Source organism: Klebsiella sp. C283 (genome assembly GCF_048822555.1).
GTDB lineage: Bacteria > Pseudomonadota > Gammaproteobacteria > Enterobacterales > Enterobacteriaceae > Klebsiella > Klebsiella quasipneumoniae.
The window spans coordinates 317,676-337,607 of sequence record NZ_JBMEZS010000005.1; the positions used below are offsets into that span (position 1 = coordinate 317,676).

At 59.0% G+C, this 19,932-nt stretch carries 18 protein-coding genes; 8 read left to right on the forward strand and 10 right to left on the reverse strand.

Translation table 11 applies throughout. The features are described 5' to 3' along the window. Position 1: 1 nt before the first annotated feature. Together lplT and aas are read right to left on the reverse strand one after the other, a co-directional pair. Positions 2-1,195: a lysophospholipid transporter LplT gene (lplT, locus tag ACOI7Z_RS12195; RefSeq protein WP_087849658.1), complete on the reverse strand. Its 1,194-nt coding sequence runs from the start codon at positions 1,193-1,195 to the stop codon at positions 2-4. Beyond that, positions 1,188-3,347 (reverse strand): bifunctional acyl-ACP--phospholipid O-acyltransferase/long-chain-fatty-acid--ACP ligase, encoded by a 2,160-nt coding sequence (aas, locus tag ACOI7Z_RS12200; RefSeq protein WP_087849659.1) that lies wholly within the window; start codon positions 3,345-3,347, stop codon positions 1,188-1,190. Before aas ends, lplT begins: the two co-directional genes overlap by 8 nt. A 620-nt stretch (positions 3,348-3,967) precedes the next feature. Between aas and galR the strand changes: the two genes are divergently transcribed. Then, complete coding sequence (galR, locus tag ACOI7Z_RS12205) at positions 3,968-4,984, forward strand: HTH-type transcriptional regulator GalR (protein WP_002915981.1); 1,017 nt, start codon at positions 3,968-3,970, stop codon at positions 4,982-4,984. Here the strand turns inward: galR and ACOI7Z_RS12210 are convergent. The 4 genes from ACOI7Z_RS12210 to ACOI7Z_RS12225 form a co-directional block, all read right to left on the reverse strand. Then, on the reverse strand, positions 4,945-5,424 hold the full coding sequence (locus ACOI7Z_RS12210; protein WP_023290906.1) for a GNAT family N-acetyltransferase: 480 nt from the start codon (positions 5,422-5,424) through the stop codon (positions 4,945-4,947). The two genes, galR and ACOI7Z_RS12210, sit on opposite strands and share 40 nt — an antisense overlap. Next, positions 5,421-6,194 carry a GntR family transcriptional regulator gene (locus ACOI7Z_RS12215; RefSeq protein ID WP_004205433.1) on the reverse strand — a complete coding sequence of 258 codons (774 nt, stop codon included), beginning with the start codon at positions 6,192-6,194 and terminating at the stop codon, positions 5,421-5,423. Before ACOI7Z_RS12215 ends, ACOI7Z_RS12210 begins: the two co-directional genes overlap by 4 nt. Positions 6,195-6,261: 67 nt before the next feature. Beyond that, positions 6,262-7,689 (reverse strand): glycoside hydrolase family 1 protein, encoded by a 1,428-nt coding sequence (locus ACOI7Z_RS12220; RefSeq protein ID WP_023290907.1) that lies wholly within the window; start codon positions 7,687-7,689, stop codon positions 6,262-6,264. A 7-nt stretch (positions 7,690-7,696) separates the two neighbouring features. Then, on the reverse strand, positions 7,697-9,034 hold the full coding sequence (locus tag ACOI7Z_RS12225; protein WP_023290908.1) for a PTS sugar transporter subunit IIC: 1,338 nt from the start codon (positions 9,032-9,034) through the stop codon (positions 7,697-7,699). A gap of 299 nt (positions 9,035-9,333) precedes the next feature. Between ACOI7Z_RS12225 and ACOI7Z_RS12230 the strand changes: the two genes are divergently transcribed. Next, a complete protein-coding gene (locus ACOI7Z_RS12230; protein ID WP_004229436.1) occupies positions 9,334-10,335 on the forward strand; it encodes a LacI family DNA-binding transcriptional regulator in 1,002 nt (333 codons plus the stop codon). On the opposite strand, the gene lysA is transcribed toward ACOI7Z_RS12230, so the two are convergent. Next, positions 10,328-11,590 (reverse strand): diaminopimelate decarboxylase, encoded by a 1,263-nt coding sequence (gene lysA, locus ACOI7Z_RS12235; protein ID WP_087849660.1) that lies wholly within the window; start codon positions 11,588-11,590, stop codon positions 10,328-10,330. The genes ACOI7Z_RS12230 and lysA overlap by 8 nt on opposite strands. Before the next feature lie 136 nt (positions 11,591-11,726). Between lysA and ACOI7Z_RS12240 the strand changes: the two genes are divergently transcribed. Beyond that, a complete protein-coding gene (locus tag ACOI7Z_RS12240; protein WP_023319085.1) occupies positions 11,727-12,653 on the forward strand; it encodes a LysR family transcriptional regulator in 927 nt (308 codons plus the stop codon). Here ACOI7Z_RS12240 and ACOI7Z_RS12245 read toward each other — a convergent pair. Beyond that, positions 12,619-13,332 (reverse strand): aspartate/glutamate racemase, encoded by a 714-nt coding sequence (locus ACOI7Z_RS12245; RefSeq protein ID WP_087849661.1) that lies wholly within the window; start codon positions 13,330-13,332, stop codon positions 12,619-12,621. The two genes, ACOI7Z_RS12240 and ACOI7Z_RS12245, sit on opposite strands and share 35 nt — an antisense overlap. A 139-nt stretch (positions 13,333-13,471) precedes the next feature. Between ACOI7Z_RS12245 and ACOI7Z_RS12250 the strand changes: the two genes are divergently transcribed. Continuing rightward, on the forward strand, positions 13,472-13,798 hold the full coding sequence (locus tag ACOI7Z_RS12250; protein ID WP_023290912.1) for a cupin domain-containing protein: 327 nt from the start codon (positions 13,472-13,474) through the stop codon (positions 13,796-13,798). Here the strand turns inward: ACOI7Z_RS12250 and ACOI7Z_RS12255 are convergent. Then, positions 13,795-13,992 carry a hypothetical protein gene (locus tag ACOI7Z_RS12255; RefSeq protein ID WP_048335229.1) on the reverse strand — a complete coding sequence of 66 codons (198 nt, stop codon included), beginning with the start codon at positions 13,990-13,992 and terminating at the stop codon, positions 13,795-13,797. The two genes, ACOI7Z_RS12250 and ACOI7Z_RS12255, sit on opposite strands and share 4 nt — an antisense overlap. A gap of 260 nt (positions 13,993-14,252) precedes the next feature. Between ACOI7Z_RS12255 and ACOI7Z_RS12260 the strand changes: the two genes are divergently transcribed. Genes ACOI7Z_RS12260 through ACOI7Z_RS12275 form a run of 4 tightly spaced genes read left to right on the forward strand, consistent with a single transcriptional unit; the run spans position 14,253 to position 18,481 of the window. Beyond that, positions 14,253-15,143 carry a carbohydrate ABC transporter permease gene (locus ACOI7Z_RS12260; protein ID WP_002915995.1) on the forward strand — a complete coding sequence of 297 codons (891 nt, stop codon included), beginning with the start codon at positions 14,253-14,255 and terminating at the stop codon, positions 15,141-15,143. Continuing rightward, positions 15,136-16,038, forward strand: coding sequence for a carbohydrate ABC transporter permease (locus ACOI7Z_RS12265; protein ID WP_023290913.1), 903 nt, complete (start codon positions 15,136-15,138; stop codon positions 16,036-16,038). Before ACOI7Z_RS12260 ends, ACOI7Z_RS12265 begins: the two co-directional genes overlap by 8 nt. A gap of 12 nt (positions 16,039-16,050) precedes the next feature. Then, a complete protein-coding gene (locus tag ACOI7Z_RS12270) occupies positions 16,051-17,178 on the forward strand; it encodes an ABC transporter ATP-binding protein (protein ID WP_017899248.1) in 1,128 nt (375 codons plus the stop codon). A 16-nt stretch (positions 17,179-17,194) separates the two neighbouring features. Continuing rightward, the gene (locus tag ACOI7Z_RS12275; protein WP_087849662.1) at positions 17,195-18,481 is read left to right on the forward strand and encodes an ABC transporter substrate-binding protein; all 1,287 of its coding nucleotides are present in this window, start codon (positions 17,195-17,197) and stop codon (positions 18,479-18,481) included. Positions 18,482-18,540: 59 nt separating this feature from the next. Here the strand turns inward: ACOI7Z_RS12275 and ACOI7Z_RS12280 are convergent, their stop codons facing one another. Next, complete coding sequence (locus ACOI7Z_RS12280) at positions 18,541-19,884, reverse strand: carbohydrate porin (RefSeq protein WP_087849663.1); 1,344 nt, start codon at positions 19,882-19,884, stop codon at positions 18,541-18,543. Positions 19,885-19,932 lie beyond the last annotated feature (48 nt).

Here is a 19,932-nt window from a genome sequence, read left to right on the forward strand (position 1 = left end):
GTTATTTACGCCGCCCCCAGACCCACAGCGCGGCGATGGCCACGGCAAACACCGCGCCAAAACCTATCCCCACGGCGACCGGCGGAACGCCCACGCTCACCGCCAGGGAATAGAGCCCCAGCATCAGCAGCATCGCCACGTTTTCGCCCAGGTTCTGTACCGCAATCGCGTTACCCGCCCCGACCGAGTGTTTCCCGCGCTCCTGCAGCAGCGCATTCAGCGGCACGATAAAGAAGCCGCCGAACACCCCGAGCAGCAGTAGCAGTCCGAACGCCGGCAGCAGCGACTGCTGCACCGCAAACGCCATTACCGCAACACCGATCAATATCCCGGCCGGCATACAGCGCGACACCGTCTCCAGAGTCACCAGCTTCGCCGCCACCCCGGCCCCCAGCACAATCCCCACCGCCACCATCGCATTAAGATAGGTGGGCATGGCGTTGCTGGTAATGCCCAGCGCTACCGGCACCCAGATCACCAGCAGGAAGCGCAGGGTCACGCCAGCGCCCCAGAACAGGCTGGTGCCCATCAGCGAAAAGCGGGTTTCGCCGTTGCGCCACAGCGTGCGGCAGGCGCTGAAGAAGCTGTGCGTCATCGGCTTAAAACGCCATGACTGCCCCGGACGCGCCGCCGGCAGCCTGGGTATCCACAGGTTAGCCACCACCGCCCCGCCGTAGACCAGCGCGCAGACGATCAGCGCCGCCAGCACGTGCCAGTCGGCGAGGATCCCGCCGGCCATGGAGCCCAGCAGGATCGCCGCGATGGTCGAGGACTCCATCAGTCCGTTAGCCTTCACTAACTTATCGCCGGTGGTCAGTTCGCCGAGAATGCCATACTTGGCCGGCGAATAGGCGGCGGCGCCAATCCCCACCAGCGTATAGCCGATAAATGGATTGACACCGAAGCAGATGCAGCCGGCGCCGAGCAGCTTCAGGCCGTTGGCCACCATCATCACCCGGCCTTTGGCAAAGCTGTCGGCGAACTGGCCGACAAAGGGGGCAAACAGGATGTAAGCGCCCACAAACAACATCTGCAGGACCGGCTGGCTCCACTCCGGATAATAAAGCTGCTTCATCAGCGCCAGGGTGGCGAAGAGAAGCGCATTGTCGCCGAAGGCCGACAGGAACTGGGCGCAGATCACCGCCATCATCCCTTTCGAATACAGCGAAGGGTTAGTATGCACTGACTCACTCATGGGTTGTCTCCGCCTCGTCGACCATGTTTTTCAGGGTGACATAGTCTGGCTTGCCGCTGCCGAGCACCGGCAGCTGTTTCAGCCAGCGTATATCGCGCGGCACCGCCAGCTCCGGTACGCCGTGCTGACGAGCGTAGCGCAGCAGGGCTTCGCGAGTCAGTTCATTATCGGTGGTAAACAGCACCAGCGCCTCGCCTTTGCTGGCGTCCTGTTTAATCGCCGTGGCGTGCATTTTGTCCGGCGATGCGCCGAGGGCCACCTGCTCCACCATCTCAAGAGAGATCATTTCGCCAGCGATTTTGGCGAAGCGCTTCGCGCGGCCCTGGATGCGGACATAGCCCTGCTCGTCGAAGGTGACGATATCGCCGGTGTCATACCAACCCGCTTCCTTTTCGCCGTGCTGATTTTCCGCCGTCGGCGCTTCCAGCACCCCGGGATTTTCCACCCGCAGGTAGCCTTTCATAATGTTCGGCCCTTTCAGCTGCAGCCGCCCCCCTTGCTCAATGCCAGGCATCGCCAGCAGGCGGGCGTCCATCCCCGGCAGAATACGCCCCACGGTGCCGACCTTCGCCGCCATGGGCACGTTGATCGAGACCACCGGGGCGCACTCGGTCACGCCATAGCCTTCGAGAATGCGCAGGCCGAATTTATCCTGCCACAGCTGTTTGGTGCTCTCCTGCAGCTTCTCCGCCCCGGCGACCACATAGCGCAGACGATAGAAATCATAGGGGTTAGCGAAGCGGGCATAGTTGGCGAGGAAGGTCGAGGTGCCGAACAGCACTGTGCAGTTGCGATCGTAGACCAGCTCCGGCACCACGCGATAGTGCAGCGGGCTGGGATAGAGAAACACCTCCGCGCCGGTAAGCAGCGGCGTCAGCAGACCGACGGTGAGGCCAAAGGAGTGGAACAGCGGCAGCGCCGACATAAAGCGGTCATTAGCGGTAAAGTCGGCAATGGTTTTGATCTGCTCGACGTTGGCCAGCAGACTTTTATGGCTGTGCACCACCCCTTTCGGATTGCCCTCCGAGCCGGAGGTGAAGAGGATCATCGCCGCGTCTTCCGGCTGCTGCTTAACCTGCGCCAGACGCGGCGCCAGCAGATGGCCGAAAATCCACAGTTTGTCCGCAGGGGTGATATCGCCTTTGAGATCTTCCAGGAACACCCAGCGCACCTGAGTCAGTTGCTCCGGCAGGTGCCAGAGCTTGCCTTTATCGAGAAAGGTGCGCGAGGTAAAAATGGTGTTGAGTTCCGCGGCGGCGATGGCGCTGCTGAGCCCTTTCACCCCGGCGGTATAGTTCATCATCGCCGGAATGCGCCCGCGGGCGATCGCGCCGAAAATCACCGCCGCGCTGATGCCGGCGTTGGGCAGCATCAGACCGATCTTCTCGCCCCGCTGGCTGTATTTTTCCAGAATGCGGGCGACAAACAGGGTTTTGGTCAGCAGCTTGCGATAGGTATCCGGCTGGAAGTTGATATCCTCCACGCAGGGTTTGCGCGCGCCGAAGCGGTCCTGCGCCGCCAGCAGCGACTCATACAGGGTTTCCCGCGGACGCACCGCCATCCGGGCTTCCATCATGATCTGATGCAGCATTTCTCCGGCGATTTTGCGCCGGTCGCGGGCGCGCGGCGCCTCAGGCATCGGCAGATGGGTGGGCGGCAGCAGATGCAGCTGAATACGCGGGAACAGGCGACGTTTCACCAGCCCCTTCAGCCGGCTGAAGGGCGTCAATTCAGCGCCTTCAATGCGCAGCGGCACGATGGTCGCCTGCGATTTGGCGGCGACAAAGGCGGCGCCGTCATAAATTTTCATCAGCGAGCCGCTGACCGAAATTCGCCCTTCCGGGAAGATGACCACCGGCCGCCCCTGTTCAATCAGGCGCACCAGATGTTTGATCGACATCGGTTTGGTCGGGTCCAGCGGCACAAAATTGATAATCGGCGTCAGCGCGCGCATAAACCAGCGCTGGCTGATTGAGGTATAGACGGCAAAAACCGGTCGGACCGGCAAAAATAGCGCCAGCAGAATGCCGTCGAGGAACGAGACGTGGTTCGGGGTAATTAAGACTTTTTGCTGGTGCAAAGCCTGCGTGTCGCCGGTCAGGCTGACCCGGTATAACCCCTTGAACAGCAGTCTGAAAAATCCCAAAAGCATAACAACTCCATGTGACCGGTGATGAGTCAAAGCAGGTTACACGAGAAGGCGTGGGAAAGCAGTGCAGCGGGGGGATTTTCAGAATAAAAAAAACCTGCGCATCCGCGCAGGCTGGTGTAAAACGTCCAGTACGAAGAGCGTACCTGAGAAACTCACCTATCAATACCTCTGGGATCTCGATTGTCGCGTTTTTCGCCCGCTTCGGGCCAGCGGGAAAACGCAAGGGAGTGAGCCTAAGTGCAACCAGTTATTACGATTTTCGCTATCTGTAACAACGTCGGCGACGGGCAAAAAAAAACCTGCGCATCTGCGCAGGCTGGTGTAAGTAAAGTGGTCAACATGACGTTGACTCCACCTATCAATACCTCTGGGATAGCCAGAATATCAACCTGCTCGGCGGACAAACCAGCGAACATTCGCAACAGCGCATCGCAAAGTGTAAGCAAAGGTTTGTATTTCCCCGAGCCGGTTTCAATTACTGATAGCGTCAATGTAAACAGGTCACCGATAAGCCCGCTCTGAATCACATTTGCGCCATTCCTTCGCCGCCGCGCCTTGAATCTGCCGCTCTTTCCCGTAACATAGCAGTATGTAAACGCTTACCCTATAAAAGGCATGGTATGGCGACAATTAAGGATGTAGCCCGACTCGCAGGAGTCTCCGTCGCTACCGTCTCCCGCGTCATCAACAACTCTCCCAAAGCCAGCGAAGCCTCGCGTCAGTCCGTGGGTGCGGCGATGGAAACCCTCAACTATCATCCCAATGCGAACGCCCGGGCGCTGGCCCAGCAGTCCACGGAAACCGTCGGCCTGGTGGTGGGCGATGTCTCCGACCCCTTCTTCGGCGCGATGGTCAAAGCCGTCGAACAGGTGGCCTATCGCACCGGCAACTTTTTGCTGATTGGCAATGGCTACCACAACGTGCAGAAGGAGCGCCAGGCGATAGAGCAGCTGATCCGTCACCGCTGCGCGGCGCTGGTGGTGCATGCCAAAATGATCCCCGATGAGGAACTCGCCGGGCTGATGAAGCAGATCCCCGGCATGGTGCTGATCAACCGCATCCTGCCCGGATATGAAACGCGCTGCGTGGCGCTGGACGATCGCTACGGCGCCTGGCTGGCGACCCGCCATCTGATCCAGCAGGGGCACACGCGTATCGGCTACCTGTGCTCAAACCACGATATCTCTGATGCGGAAGATCGCCTGCAGGGGTACTACGCGGCGCTGGAGGAGAGCGGCCTGCCGTGCAACGACCGGCTGGTCACGTTCGCCGAGCCGGATGAAAGCGGCGGCGAACAGGCGATGACCGAACTGCTTGGCCGCGGCCGCCACTTTAGCGCCGTCGCCTGCTATAACGACTCGATGGCCGCCGGCGCGATGGGGGTGCTGAACGACAACGGCATCGACGTCCCGCGGGAAATTTCGTTGATCGGCTTCGACGATGTCCTGATTTCGCGCTATGTTCGCCCGCGGCTGACCACCGTCCGCTACCCGATCGTCACGATGGCGACCCAGGCGGCCGAGCTGGCCTTAGCCCTGGCGGAGCAGCGCCCGGCGCCGGAGATCACCCACCTGTTCAGCCCGACGCTGGTACGCCGTCATTCGGTGGTGGCCCCGCAGGAAGGCGATAAGTCGTAGCGATAGAGATGCACGGCGGTGGCCGGGTAATCCAGCCCCTCGCCGATGTAGCGCCAGCCGAAGCGTTCATAAAAATCGCGGCAGGCGGAGTAGAGATAAAGCTCCCGATAGCCCGCGCGGCGGGCATAATCGATCACATGCCGCTGCAGCTGTCCGGCCAGCCCCTGACCGCGAGCGGCGGGCGCGACGTACAGCGCCGCCAGCCAGGGAAACAGATCCTGGCGGCTGATCAAATCGCAGCGCCAGAGGCCAATCGTTCCCAGCAATTGCTCCCCTTCCACGGCAATAAAGGTCAGCGGCAGCGCCTCCGCCGTCTGGCTATGCTGCACAATGCTGGCGAAAAACTCCCGCGGCAGCGCCTCGCCGCCAAAGGCCTGCCACAGCCAGTCGGTCACCTCCCGGGCGAACTGCGGAGCGGCATATAGCGGCAGGATCGTCATACCAGCTTCCCCTGAAAAATCGGCACCGAGTCGAACAGATAGCCGTCAAAGTCCGGGGCGTCTTCATCGGACAGCTCCAGCAGACTGTTTTTAACGTTTTCCAGATGCTGCCACATCGCCTGCCAGGCGCCCATCACATCGCGACGGCGCAGCGCGGCAAGCAGGGTCTGCCGGTCGCCGAGCCACTTCAGCCGCCAGGCGCGGCTGGCAATATGCACATTGAACTGCTGCCACAGCGGGCTGCTGTCCATCTGCAGCCAGATCCGCTCCACCGTCGCTAACAGCATCTGGTTCTGCGTCGCCCCGGCCAGTACCAGATGGAACAGACGAGCGTTATCCTGGGCGGTGTCGTTGAGGGCGATTGCCCGCTGCTCTTGCTCGATAATCCGCTTCAGATTATCGATATCGGCGCGGGTGGCCATTTTCGCGGCAAAGGCGGCGATATTGCTCTCCAGCAGCTGGCGCGCCTGGAGAATTTCAAACGGACCAACGTCGCTGCTGAGCAGCTGCTCTTCTTCGCTGTCGTTTTCGTGCGGGATACGCATGACGTACACCCCGGATCCCTGACGGATATCCACCGTCCCCTGCAGCTCCAGCATCAGCAGCGCTTCGCGCACGATGGTCCGGCTGACGCCATAGGTTTCGGCAATATGGCGTTCCGGCGGCAAGCGCGACCCGACCGGGTAGCGCCCCTGCGCGATCTGGGCGCGCAGGTCATCACCAATCTCCTGATAGGGCTTCTTTTCCGGCGGAATTATCGCTTTTTCCACAAAATCACCTGTGCGTTACATGCCTGCGAGTCAAACACGGCGCTATCTTAGCAAATATTGCCCCCGGCTAGCGGTATTCATCATCGATATCCAGCACCAGTTCACGCCGTTCGCCGAGCTGACGAAACCAGTGCGCCGAGGCTTTGGGTCGCCGGGCGCGATGGTTTTGCAGGTCGATTTCGATAAGCCCGTAGCGGTTTTTAAAGGCGTTCATCGGCGACACGTTGTCGGTAAACGCCCACAGCATATAGCCCTGGCAGTTGGCCCCTGCCTCGCGGGCGCGCAGGGTGTGCCACAGATGTTCGCTGATAAAACGAATGCGATAGCTGTCGTCAATGGCGCCTTCGCGGTTACGGAACTGGCCTTCGTTTTCCACCCCCATCCCGCTCTCCGCCACGAACCAGGGAATGTTGCGATAGTCATTTTTTATCCGCATCGCCATATCAAAGATGATTTGCGGGTAGATTTCCCAGCCGCGGGAGGCGTTCATCCGCCGACCGGGCAGCTCAAACGGCTCATAATACCAGGCCGGATGGAACGGGGTATGCGGATGCCAGGCCCGCGACGGGGCTTTGACCCGGTGCGGATAGTAAAGGTTAATCCCCAGCTCATCGACGGTGTGCTCGCGGATAATCGCCAGATCCTCCGCGCTGGCCTCCCACGTCACCTGATGCTGCTCAAGCAGCGCGAGAAGCGCCGGCGGCCAGACCCCGTGCACCAGCGGGTCGAGAAACATACGGTTATAGAACAGATCGTAGATCTCCGCCGCGCGCAGGTCATGCGGGGCGCGGGAGCGCGGGTAGGTCACCTCCGGATTGAGGATGCAGCCGACGGTCCCGGGATAGCCTAGCTCGCGAAATCGCTTCACGACGCAAGCGGTCGCCAGCACCTTATGGTAGTTCCACTGCATCCAGGTGCTGGTGTTCTGCTCATAGGGCCAGCGCAGGGCATCAAGATAGACCCGGGTCTGCACCACGATCGGCTCATTAAAGGTAAACCAGCGGGTCACCTTCGGGTGGTAGCGGGCAAAAACCTGCTCCGCGTAGCGCACAAACAGCTCGACCACCGTTTTCGACCCCCAGCCGCCATACTTTTCCAGCAGATAGCCCGGTAATTCGTAATGCTCAAGGCAGATCATCGGCGTGATGCCGTTGGCCAGCAGCGCATCGAACAGCTGGTCGTAATAGGCCGCATACTCCTCATCCACCGTGACGTTTTCATAGTCGGTCAGAAAGCGCGACCAGTTGATCGAAGTGCGGTAGTGGGTCAGCCCGGCCAGCTTCATCAGCTGCACATCTTCCTGAAAGCGGTTGATAAAATCGGTAGCCACCGCCGGGCCATAGCCGTTATGCCAGACGTGACGGTCGTTTTTGTACCAGAGATCGGGCCAGGAGTCCTGCCCCGGTTTTTTCCCGCTCCAGCCCTCGGTCTGCCAGGCGGAAGCCGCCGCGCCAAGGATAAAATCATCGGGAATAGTCATCCGTACGGTAGTCATAGGCTCCTCAGACAGGGTTGGCGGTCTGTTGATTGTCTGCCTGACGCTGCGCGGCATCGGCACGGCGGGAGGCGATTTTGACGAAAGGCAGATAGATAAGCACCGCGGCCACGATGCAGATCAGCTGGGTGACCACCGCCCCCATCGAGCCGGCGGTGGAGAGCCAGGCGTTGATCAGCGGCGGCGTGGTCCAGGGCACCATCACCACCGCCTTGCCGGCGAAGCCGGTCAGGGTGGCGAAATAGCCGATGCTGCCGGTCACCAGCGGGGTGATGATAAACGGGATGGCGAGGATCGGGTTGAGCATGATCGGCATCCCGAAGATCACCGGCTCGTTAATATTGAACAGCCCCGGGCCTATCGACAGCTTGGCGATCTCTTTCATCTCTTTGCGCCTGGTGGCGATCATCACCGCAATCAGCAGGCCGATGGTCAGCCCCGAGCCGCCGATGCTCATGTAAACATCCCAGAAGGGCATGGTGATGATGTTCGGTACCTCTTTCCCCTGCTCAAAGGCGCTCATATTGACGGTGATCGCCCCCAGCAGCAGCGGCTCGCGGATCGGCTTGATCATCTGGTTGCCGTGAATACCGATCACCCAGAACAGCTGGGCGACGAACATCAGCAGCAGGATCCCCGGCAGGCTCTGCACCACCCGCTCCAGCGGCTGCTGCACCACCTGGTAGACCGCATCGTAGAGATACATTCCCGTCAGCTGGTGGAAGAGAAAACCAAAGGTGGCGATCGCGGTGGTGGTGATGATCGCCGGGATCAGCGCCGAAAAAGAGGCAGAGACGTTCGGCGGCACGGTATCCGGCATCTTGATCTTCAGTCCCTTGCGCCCCTCCAGCCAGCAGTAAATCTCGACCGACAGAATGGCGATGAACATCCCGAGGAACAGGCTGCGGGTGTCGGAGAACTGACGCAGCAGGACATCTTTCACCACGTGCATCTGGCCATCGACCATCATCTCTACCGTGGTCGGCGTGACGCAGATAAAGCAGATCACCGCCAGCAGGCCGGGAAACAGGCTTTTGATGCCGTTGATCCGCCCCAGCTCAATGCCGATCAGAAACACGGCGCCGATATTGAGGAAGTTGAGCGTGGCGTAGTTCAGCGCGCTGGTGATCGGCTTCAGCGCAGCGAGAAAGGAGAGCGAGGAAAAGCTGGCGAGCCCATTCTTTGGATCCAGCACCATATTGGAGATCAGTACCGAAAAGGCCCCGACGATGATCACCGGCATCAGGGTAATAAACGCCGATTTGATCGCCATAATGTAGCGATAGCTGTTGAATGTCGTCGCGAAACGCCCCAGCGCGTCGATCAGTTTGTCCTGTAATGCCATAAAAGAGTACCTCAGAGTAAAGGGCTTATTGCGGCCAGGTGGACAGCCAGAGACTTTTGGCATACCAAAACATAGTTTCCAGGCAAAAATTGTTCTGTGACAGCGCTCGCAACCCGCTGTGTGGTATCCCAAATATCGATAACAAAAGCTATTGGCATACCAGATAGCGCCGGTTGGTCAGTTCCTGCTAAAAGCGTGATCGCGATGGTTTTTCCGCCCCGCCCCGTCGATATGTCCCTTTTCGGTCTGTGATAAACTGCGCCTTACCACGTGAAATCAGGAATCGATGAATGGCTACAATGCTGGATGTCTCAATTCGCGCAGGCGTCTCGAAAGCGACGGTTTCCCGCGTGTTGAACGGCACAGGTCAGGTGAAAGAGAGCACCCGCCAACAGGTCTTTAAAGCGATGGAAGAGCTGGGCTATCGGCCGAATTTCCTTGCCCGCTCGCTGGCCAATCAGACCAGCAACAGTATCGGGCTGGTCGTCTCCACCTTTGACGGCTTCTACTTTGGCCGTCTGCTGCAGCAGGCGTCACGCCAGACCGAAGCCTGGGGAAAACAGCTTATCGTCACCGACGGCCATGATACGCCGGAGCGCGAAGAGGAAGCGGTGCAGATGCTCGCCGACCGGCAGTGCGATGCGATCATCCTCTATACCCGGCATATGAGCGAGAAGGCGATCATGTCGCTGATTAACTCGATCGCCATGCCGCTGGTGGTGATTAACCGTGATGTGGCGCAGGCCCGCGAACGCTGCGTGTTCTTCGAACAGCAGGAAGCCGCCTTCCAGGCCGTGGAGTATCTGATTACCCAGGGCCACCGCGATATTGCCTGCATCACCGTCCCGATGCACACCCCCACCGGCCAGGCGCGCCTGCAGGGCTATCGCAACGCGCTGATAAAACATGGTATTGAGTGGGATCCGAGCCGGGTGAAATACGGGGACTCGACGATGACCCGCGGCTACGAGCTGTGCCGGGAACTGCTGGACGAGAAAGCCCGCTTCAGCGCGCTGTTTTCCTGTAACGATGATATGGCGCTGGGGGCGTCTAAGGCGCTGCATCAGGCGGGGCTGCGTATTCCGCAGGATGTGTCGCTGTTTGGCTTCGACGATGCGCCAAGCGCGAAATGGCTGGAGCCGGGGCTGTCGACGGTCTATCTGCCGATCGACAACATGATCACCACGGCTATCGATCAGGCGATCAAGCTTGCTAACCAGCAGCCGATCGAAACGATCCCGCCGTTCACCGGCACGCTGGTGTTGCGTGAGTCGGTGACGACGGGACCTTTTTTTAAATAAGCTCTAAGGCCAGCAGCTCCTGGATGGTCTGGCGACGGCGGATCAGCCGCGCCTTGCCGCCATCAAACAGCACCTCCGGCAGCAGCGGACGGCTGTTATAGTTGGATGACATCGAAGCCCCGTAGGCGCCAGTGTCATGGAGCACCAGATAATCCCCTGGGGCCACCGCCGGCAGCAGACGGGTCTCGACTTTCCCCCCTTCCTGCTGGGTAAAGACGTCCCCGGACTCGCACAGCGGCCCGGCCACCACGGTCTCAACCTGCGGCGCGGCGCTGAGATCGCGGCCATCCGCCGCCAGAGCGGTGATATGATGATAGCTGCCGTACATTGCCGGGCGCATCAGGTCGTTAAAGCCAGCGTCAATCAGCACGAAGTGGCGGCTGCCCATCTCTTTCACGCTGCGCACCTGCGACACCAGCACGCCGGACTCGGCCACCAGGAAGCGTCCGGGTTCAATCTCCAGTTTCACCGGGTGACCCAGATGGGTGGCGATCTGCTCCCGGGCGCGGTTCCACAGACCATAATAGTGAGCGGTGTCGATGGCCTCTTCGCTCTCGCGGTAAGGAATAGACAGGCCGCCGCCGGCGGAGATGGCCTGCAGATCCTGACCAAAGTCGACAACCTGGCGCACCATCGCGCCGCACACCTGCTCCAGGTGACCATAGTCGACGCCAGAGCCGATATGCATATGGATCCCCACCAGCTGCAGCTGATAGCGACGCATCACTTCCAGCGCCGCCGGCAGGTGGCTGTACCAGATGCCATGCTTGCTGTTCTCACCGCCGGTATTGGTTTTCTGGCTGTGGCCGTGGCCAAAGCCCGGGTTGACGCGCAGCCAGACGCGATGGCCCGGCGACACTTCACCCAGCTGGCTCAGCATGTCGATCGAGCCGGCGTTCACCGGGATCTGTAACGCCTTGACGCGATCGAGGGTGGCCTCGTCGATCAGATCGGCGGTGAAGACAATATCCTCTGGATTCTGCTGCGGATCGTAGCCCGCCGCCAGCGCACGCTCGATCTCCCCCAGCGACACCGAGTCCACCTTCACCCCCTGCTCGCGCATCAGACGCAGAATATGGATGTTAGAGCAGGCTTTTTGCGCAAAACGCACCACGTCAAACTGGCTGAGCTGGGCAATCTGGCGGCGAATAATCTGCGCATCATAGACCCAGACCGGGCAGCCAAATTCCGCCGGCAGGCGCAGCAGGTTGTCCGCGGTCAGATCGGTATCGGTGGCGTAAAGCGAGTGTGGCATAAGAACTCCGGTGTAGTGCGTGTGTTGGTCGCTGTTTTTTCTGATTACGCCACAGCGCCGGACGAATAAAAAATATCGTTTTATCGCGACTCTATGCAAAAATGATATAGTTCCAGCCGAGCCTCAGGGAGACCGCATGCCAGCCGTCAATTTGCGTCATATCGAAATCTTTCATGCGGTGATGACCACCGGCAACCTGACCGAAGCCGCGCGGATGCTGCATACCTCCCAGCCCACCGTCAGCCGCGAGCTGGCGCGCTTTGAGAAGGTGCTCGGCCTGCGGCTGTTTGAACGGACCCGCGGTCGCCTGCAGCCAACCGTGCAGGGCCTGCGCCTGTTTGAGGAGGTTCAGCGTTCCTGGTACGGCCTGGACCGCATCGTCAGCGCCGCCGAGAGCCTGCGCGAGTTCCGCCAGGGCGAGCTGTCGATAGCCTGTCTGCCGGTCTTTTCCCAGTCCTTTCTGCCGCTGCTGTTGCCGCCGTTCCTCGCCCGCTACCCGGAGGTCAGCCTGCAGATCGTCCCCCAGGAGTCGCCGCTGCTGGAGGAATGGCTCTCCGCCCAGCGCCATGACCTTGGCCTGACGGAGACCCTGCATACCCCCGCGGGCACTGAACGCACCCCGCTGCTGACGTTGAATGAAGTCTGCGTGCTGCCCGCCGGCCATCCGCTGGCGGCGCAGACGACGCTGACCCCCGCCGATTTTCAGGGCGAGAACTACATCAGCCTGTCGCGCACCGACAGCTATCGCCAGCTGCTCGACGCCCTGTTCCTTGAGCATCAGGTCAAGCGGCGGATGGTGGTCGAAACCCACAGCGCGGCCTCGATCTGCGCCATGGTGCGCGCCGGCGCCGGGATCTCGGTGGTTAACCCGCTGACCGCCCTGGACTATGCCGATAGCGGCGTGGTGGTGCGCCGCTTCAGCGTCGAAGTGCCGTTTACCGTCAGCCTGATCCGCCCGCTCCATCGCCCGCGATCGGCGCTGGTCGACGCCTTCGTGACGCACCTGCAGCAGAGTCTGCCGCAGATCCTCACGCCGCTGGCGTCGGTTCTGCAGAGAGCATAAAGTTGACCGCGTCCTCAGCGTGGATCGCCGCGGTGTCAAAGACCGGCAGCGGGCTGAGCTCGGCAGGCACCAGCAGGCCAATTTCCGTGCAGCCGAAAATAACCCCTTCCGCCCCCTGCTCCGCCAGGGCGGCAATCACCTGCAGATAATAATCCCGCGACGCCTCGCTGAAGGTGCCGAGACAGAGTTCGTCGAAAATGATCTGATTGATCCGCGCCCGATCGTCGGCCTCGGGGATCAGCGTCTCGATGGCAAACTGCGCCTGCAGACGACCCCGGTAAAAGGTCTGCTCCATGGTATAGCGGGTGCCCAGCAGCGCGACCCGCCGCTGGCCCTTGGCGGCAATCGCCCTTCCGGTGGCGTCGGCGATATGCAGAAAGGGAACCTGGCAGCGGGCGGCGATGGCATCCGCCACCTTGTGCATGGTGTTAGTGCACAGGACAATGCCCTCGGCGCCCGCCTGCTGCAGCCCAACCGCGGCGTCGGCAAGGATCGCGCCGGCGCGATCCCAGTCGCCGGTGGACTGACAGGCTTCAATCTCGTGAAAATCGACGCTATGCAACACCAGTCTGGCGGAGTGCAGCCCGCCCAGTCGCACCTTCACGCCTTCATTAATCAGGCGATAGTAAGGGATCGTTGACTCCCAGCTCATGCCGCCTAACAGGCCAATGGTTTTCATCTTTTGCTCCTTATGTTGTTTCTGCCAGTGAAACAAACTTGTGATCAACTTTCCACTTCTCTGGCCGCGTATTTCTTTTTCATGAAGAGTGAGATAACTTAAGTGAAACAATGTTTCATTTTAACAACAGGATCGGCAGATGTTTATTTTCCATAAAGACACCACCCTTGAAGACCTTGGCAATGGCGTAACCCGCCGCATTCTGGCCCATGACGGCAAAATGATGGCCGTGGAGGTAAATTTTGCCGCCGGCGCCGTCGGCCCAATGCATAACCACCCTCACGAACAGCTCACCTACGTGCTCTCCGGCGAGTTCGAATTCACCATCGGCGAGGAGACGCGCGTCGTCAGCGCTGGCGATACGCTGTACAAGCAGCCGGGGATCATGCACGGCTGCGTCTGTCTGCAGCCCGGCACGCTGCTCGATACCTTTACCCCCATCCGCGAAGATTTCCTCCAGGGTTAATCCATGTCGGGGGGCGCTTGCCGCCCCCGGTTATCTACCTGTACCTTCGAATAAAATATACCGGCAAAATCATTATCCTGATAATAATATTCTCCGCCTCGCTTACGCTGATATTTCATACTTTTCAGCCCCTCACAAACGCCTAAAATGCTTACCACCTCACCTTTTTGAAACATCGTTTCGACTTTGATCACATTTCCATCCAGATCTGCATGACGCGGAAATAAATCGCAATAAAATGAAATTAAAACGGTGTTTTATAAAAAACAGATCGGCATAAAAAAAAGAGCCTGACGGCCCCTCCACGCTGGGCCACTTAAAACCTAACCCATTCATTAACAAGGATATGTTAACCAGAGGAAGCGTTCAGACTTTTTTGCGTGGTTCGCGGCCAAAGGCCGACAGCGCCGCGTCACCGGATCCGTATTACAACTCGTAAGCCAGGTAGGTATGTATGAATGAAAACAAGCTGCTGGGATTGGCATGGATATCGCCCTATATCATCGGGCTGATTGTCTTTACCGCTTTTCCTTTTGTTTCATCTTTCTTTCTCAGTTTTACTGAGTACGACTTGATGAGTCCGCCGGTATTTAACGGCATTGAAAACTATCGCTATATGTTGACCGAGGATAGCCTGTTCTGGAAATCAATGGGGGTGACCTTTGCCTACGTCTTTTTAACCATCCCCTTAAAACTGGCTTTCGCCCTCGGCATTGCCTTTGTGCTCAATTTCAAACTGCGCGGTATCGGCTTTTTCCGCACCGCCTACTATATCCCGTCGATCCTCGGCAGCTCGGTAGCGATTGCCGTGCTGTGGCGCGCCCTGTTCGCCATTGACGGCCTGCTGAACAGTTTTCTCGCCGTCTTTGGCATCGATGCCATCAACTGGCTGGGGGAACCCTCGCTGGCGCTGATGTCAGTCACCCTGCTGCGCGTCTGGCAGTTTGGTTCCGCGATGGTCATCTTCCTCGCCGCGCTGCAGAACGTCCCGCAGTCGCAGTATGAGGCGGCGATGATCGACGGCGCCTCGAAGTGGCAGATGTTTATGAAGGTCACCGTGCCGCTGATCACCCCGGTGATTTTCTTCAACTTTATTATGCAGACCACCCAGGCGTTCCAGGAGTTTACCGGCCCGTACGTGATAACCGGCGGCGGCCCGACCTATTACACCTACCTGTTCTCGCTCTACATCTACGATACCGCCTTTAAGTACTTCGACATGGGCTATGGCGCCGCGCTGGCGTGGGTGCTGTTCCTCGTCGTGGCGGTCTTTGCGTCGATAGCCTTTAAGTCATCGAAATACTGGGTCTTCTATTCCGCCGATAAGGGAGGCAAAAATGGCTGATATTCAACAGATGGCGCCGGTGATAAGCGACGCCGATCGTGAGGTCGCCCGTACGCTGCGCCGGGAAAAGGTGAGCCGGGTGGTGCGCTACGTCGTGCTGGTGTTCGTCGGCCTGCTGATGCTCTACCCGCTGGCGTGGATGTTCTCCGCTTCCTTCAAGCCGAACCATGAGATCTTCACCACCCTCGGGCTATGGCCGACTCACGCCACCTGGGACGGGTTCATCAACGGCTGGAAGACCGGCACCGAATACCATTTCGGCCACTATATGCTGAACACCTTTAAGTATGTGATCCCGAAGGTCGTGTTAACGATCATCTCCTCCACCATTGTGGCGTACGGCTTCGCACGCTTTGAGATCCCGTGGAAGAAGTTCTGGTTCGCGACGCTCATCACCACCATGCTGCTGCCGAGCACCGTCCTGCTGATCCCGCAGTACCTGATGTTCCGGGAAATGGGGATGCTGAACAGCTATCTGCCGCTGTATCTGCCGCTGGCCTTCGCCACCCAGGGATTCTTTGTCTTCATGCTGATCCAGTTTCTGCGCGGCGTCCCGCGCGATATGGAAGAGGCGGCGCAGATCGACGGCTGCAACTCCATCCAGGTGCTGTGGTATGTGGTAGTGCCGATCCTCAAGCCGGCCATTATCTCGGTGGCGCTGTTCCAGTTCATGTGGTCGATGAACGACTTTATCGGTCCGCTGATCTACGTCTACAGCGTCGATAAGTATCCCATCGCGCTGGCGCTAAAAATGTCTATCGACGTCACGGAAGGCGCGCCGTGGAACGAAATTCTGGCAATGGCGAGCATCTCCATTCTGCCGTCCATCATCGTCTTCTTCCTGGCTCAACGCTACTTCGTGCAGGGCGTGACCAGCAGCGGAATCAAAGGTTAAGAGGGAAATATCATGGCTGAAGTGATTTTCAACAAACTGGAAAAAGTTTACTCAAACGGGTTTAAAGCGGTGCATGGTATCGATCTGAAGATTGCCGATGGCGAATTTATGGTGATCGTCGGCCCTTCCGGCTGCGCCAAATCGACCACCCTGCGCATGCTGGCGGGTCTGGAGACCATCAGCGGCGGCGAGGTGCGGATCGGCGATAAGATCGTCAACAACCTGGCGCCTAAATCCCGTGGTATCGCGATGGTGTTCCAGAACTACGCCCTCTATCCGCATATGACGGTAAGGGAAAACCTCGCCTTCGGCCTGAAGCTGAGCAAGCTGCCCAAGGCGCAGATTGATCGGCAGGTGGAGGAAGCGGCGAAAATTCTTGAACTGGAGGAGCTGCTGGAACGTCTGCCGCGCCAGCTCTCCGGCGGCCAGGCGCAGCGCGTGGCGGTGGGCCGGGCGATCGTCAAAAAACCGGACGTCTTCCTGTTCGACGAACCGCTCTCCAACCTTGACGCCAAGCTGCGCGCCTCGATGCGCATCCGCATTTCCGATCTGCATAAGCAGTTGAAAAAATCCGGTAAACCGGCGACCACCGTCTACGTTACCCACGATCAGACGGAAGCGATGACCATGGGCGACCGCATCTGCGTGATGAAGCTCGGCCACATTATGCAGGTCGATACCCCTGACAACCTCTACCACCAGCCGAAAAATATGTTTGTCGCCGGCTTCATCGGCGCGCCGGAGATGAATATTCGCCCCAGCCAGCTGGTTGAGCACGACGGCCGCCTGTGCCTGACCCTGGGCGACCAGCGCCTGCCGTTGAACGACCGTCTGGCGGAGAAAGTCGGCGCGTATCAGCATCAGGAGGTGTTCTACGGGGTCCGCCCGGAATTCGTGTCGCTCTCCGACGCGCCGTTCGCCGAAGGCGGCTGCATGGGCGAGATGGTGCGGGTGGAAAACATGGGCCATGAGTTCTTTGTCTATCTGCAGGTCGCGGGCTACGAGCTGACCGCTCGCGTGCCGTCGGACGATGCGAAGCCGATGATAGCTAAGGGACTGAATCGAAAAGTCTATTTCACCTTTGATCTTAACAAGTGTCACATCTTTGACGCCAAAACCGAACAGAACCTCTCTCTGTGAACCCTGGAGCATAACAATGAAAAACGTGCTGATAAGCGCCACCCTCTCCGCCACCCTGGGCCTTAGCGCCTTCTCCTCGCTGGCGCAGGATGTCGACCTGCGTATGTCCTGGTGGGGGGGCAATGGCCGCCATCAGGTGACTCTCAAGGCGCTGGAGGCTTTTCACCAGCAATATCCCGATATCAATGTCAAAGCGGAATATACCGGCTGGGACGGCCATCTTTCGCGCCTGACCACCCAGATAGCCGGCGGCACCGAGCCTGACGTGATGCAGACCAACTGGAACTGGCTGCCGATTTTTTCGAAAACTGGCGAGGGTTTTTACGATCTCAACACTCTGAAAGACGAGATCGATCTCAGCCAGTTCGACGCCAAAGAGCTGCAGTCCACCACGGTCAATGGCAAGCTCAACGGCATCCCGGTGTCGGTCACCGCCCGGGTCTTCTACTTTAACGACGAAGCGTGGAAAAAGGCGGGCATCCCCTTCCCGAAAACCTGGGATGAACTGCTGGCGGCGGGGAAAACTTTCGAAAGCAAACTCGGGAAACAGTACTACCCGGTGGTGCTTGAGCACCAGGACGTGCTGGCCCTGCTCAACTCTTACATGGTGCAAAAATACAACCAGCCGGCCATCGATGAGAAAGGACGCAAATTCTCCTACAGCAAAGCGCAGTGGGCGGACTTCTTCGGCATGTATAAGAAGCTTATCGACAGCCATGTCATGCCGGACACCCGCTACTATGCCTCCTTCGGCAAGAGCAACATGTACGAGATGAAGCCGTGGATCCAGGGTGAATGGGGCGGGACCTACATGTGGAACTCCACCATCAACAAATACTCCGACAACCTGAAGCCGCCGGCGAAGCTGGTGCTGGGGGAATACCCGATGCTCCCCGGGGCCACCGATGCCGGACTGTTCTTCAAGCCTGCGCAAATGCTGTCGATTGGCAAATCGACGAAAAACCCGCAGGCGGCGGCGAAAGTGATTAACTTCCTGCTGAACAGTAAAGAAGGGGTGGATATTCTCGGACTGGAGCGCGGCGTGCCGCTGAGTAAAGCGGCGGTTACCTACCTGACCGAAGACGGGATCATCAAAGCCGACGATCCGGCGGTGTCCGGTCTGAAGCTGGCGCAATCCCTGCCCACCACTCTGCCGGTCTCGCCGTACTTCGACGACCCGCAGATCGTCGCCCAGTTCGGCACCACCCTGCAGTACATCGACTACGGTAAAAAGTCGGTGGAAGAAGCGGCCGAGGACTTCCAGCGCCAGACCGACCGCATTCTGCGCCGCGCGATGCGCTAACCTGCCCGTCGGAAACCTCCCGCGGCGTCCGCCGCGGGAGAGCCTGCCTGAGTATCCTGTCAGAAGAAATATTTAAAGCGCACCCGGGCGCCGTAGCGTTCATCGGGATTCCCACTCTTCGCTGCCGTGGAATCGAGCCACGAGGCGTAGGCGCCAAGGTAAATATTGAAGTTCGGCATCGCCATACTATTCGGCAACTGCCAGGAAGTATGCACGGTGTGGATGTCATAGCGCCCCGGCGCGAGGATTGCGCAGTCGTCATCGCACTCGCTGCTCACCCCGGCCATGTTGAACTGGTCGATTTTGTTATGCGCGTAGATATAGCCCAGCTCCACGCGATGCCACAGGGCGTTGATCCCGGCGCTGAAGTCGGTTTCGTCCGCCGCGTCCAGCAGGGCGGTACTCAGATTGACCACCGCCCCGTCCTGCGGATCGCTTTTCAGGGTGTTCCAGCTCATGGTCATCCCGTAGCCGGTACGGTTTGACTGGTCGACCCAGCGCCCGCCCTGGTTCTGATAGCCGTAGGCGTTGTTGACGAGGTTGCTCTCTATCGCCGCCGCCGCCGACCACGCGCCGGACTGCCACACCGCCACCGGCCGCACGTACACCACGTTTTTGCGGTTTTCCAGCGCATTACCGTGATAGTTCTGATCGACAAACAGCGAACTGCCATCCTCCACCAGGGTGTTCACCTCGAAATACCAGTTATCCACCGTTTTGCTGAACAGGAGGTTGCCGCCGCTGCTGCTGCGCCCGCGCCCCTCTTTCATCATGTAAATATAGCCATAGCCGTCGGAATAGAGATCGTTGGCGGTATTTCCTGAATATTCAATAAAGGTATCCTGATTCAGGGGGAACATATCCCAGGCTTCAAAGCGGCCTATTTTTATTTTCCAGTCATCCTGCTGACCAAAGAAAAATACCGCATCATCGAGATTCATTTTGCCATCCATATCCGCCAGGGGCTGCACACTGAATCCGGCATATTTCCCGTCGGCGCCATTACGTCGGCCATCGAAACCCAGCAGAATACGGCCATTAATATCCCAACGCTCTTTATCACCGGGCGCCCAGCTTTTATTCGCGCTGGTTTTGACCGACGTCAGGCTACCGGTGCGGCTGGCGCCATCAAGATTAAATTCGACATCGCCATAAAATTTTAATTCGCCATTGTCGTTTAGCTGCAGGCGCGGCGTAGCCGGCGCCGCGCGGGCGACCGTCGTGGCCTGCTGCTGGCCTTTCAGCGTCTTAATCTCCGCCTCTGCGCTGGCGGCGCGCGCCTCCGTCGCCTTCAGCCGCTGCTCCATTTGCGCCAGCCGATCCTCCAGCGATAACGGCGCCTGCGCCATCGCCTGTGGCAGAGAGAGAGACGTGAGAAAACACCCGACCCAGATTTTATTCATCGGTAAACCCTTTTATTATGGAATGAACTCAATTTGTTATTAATGGGT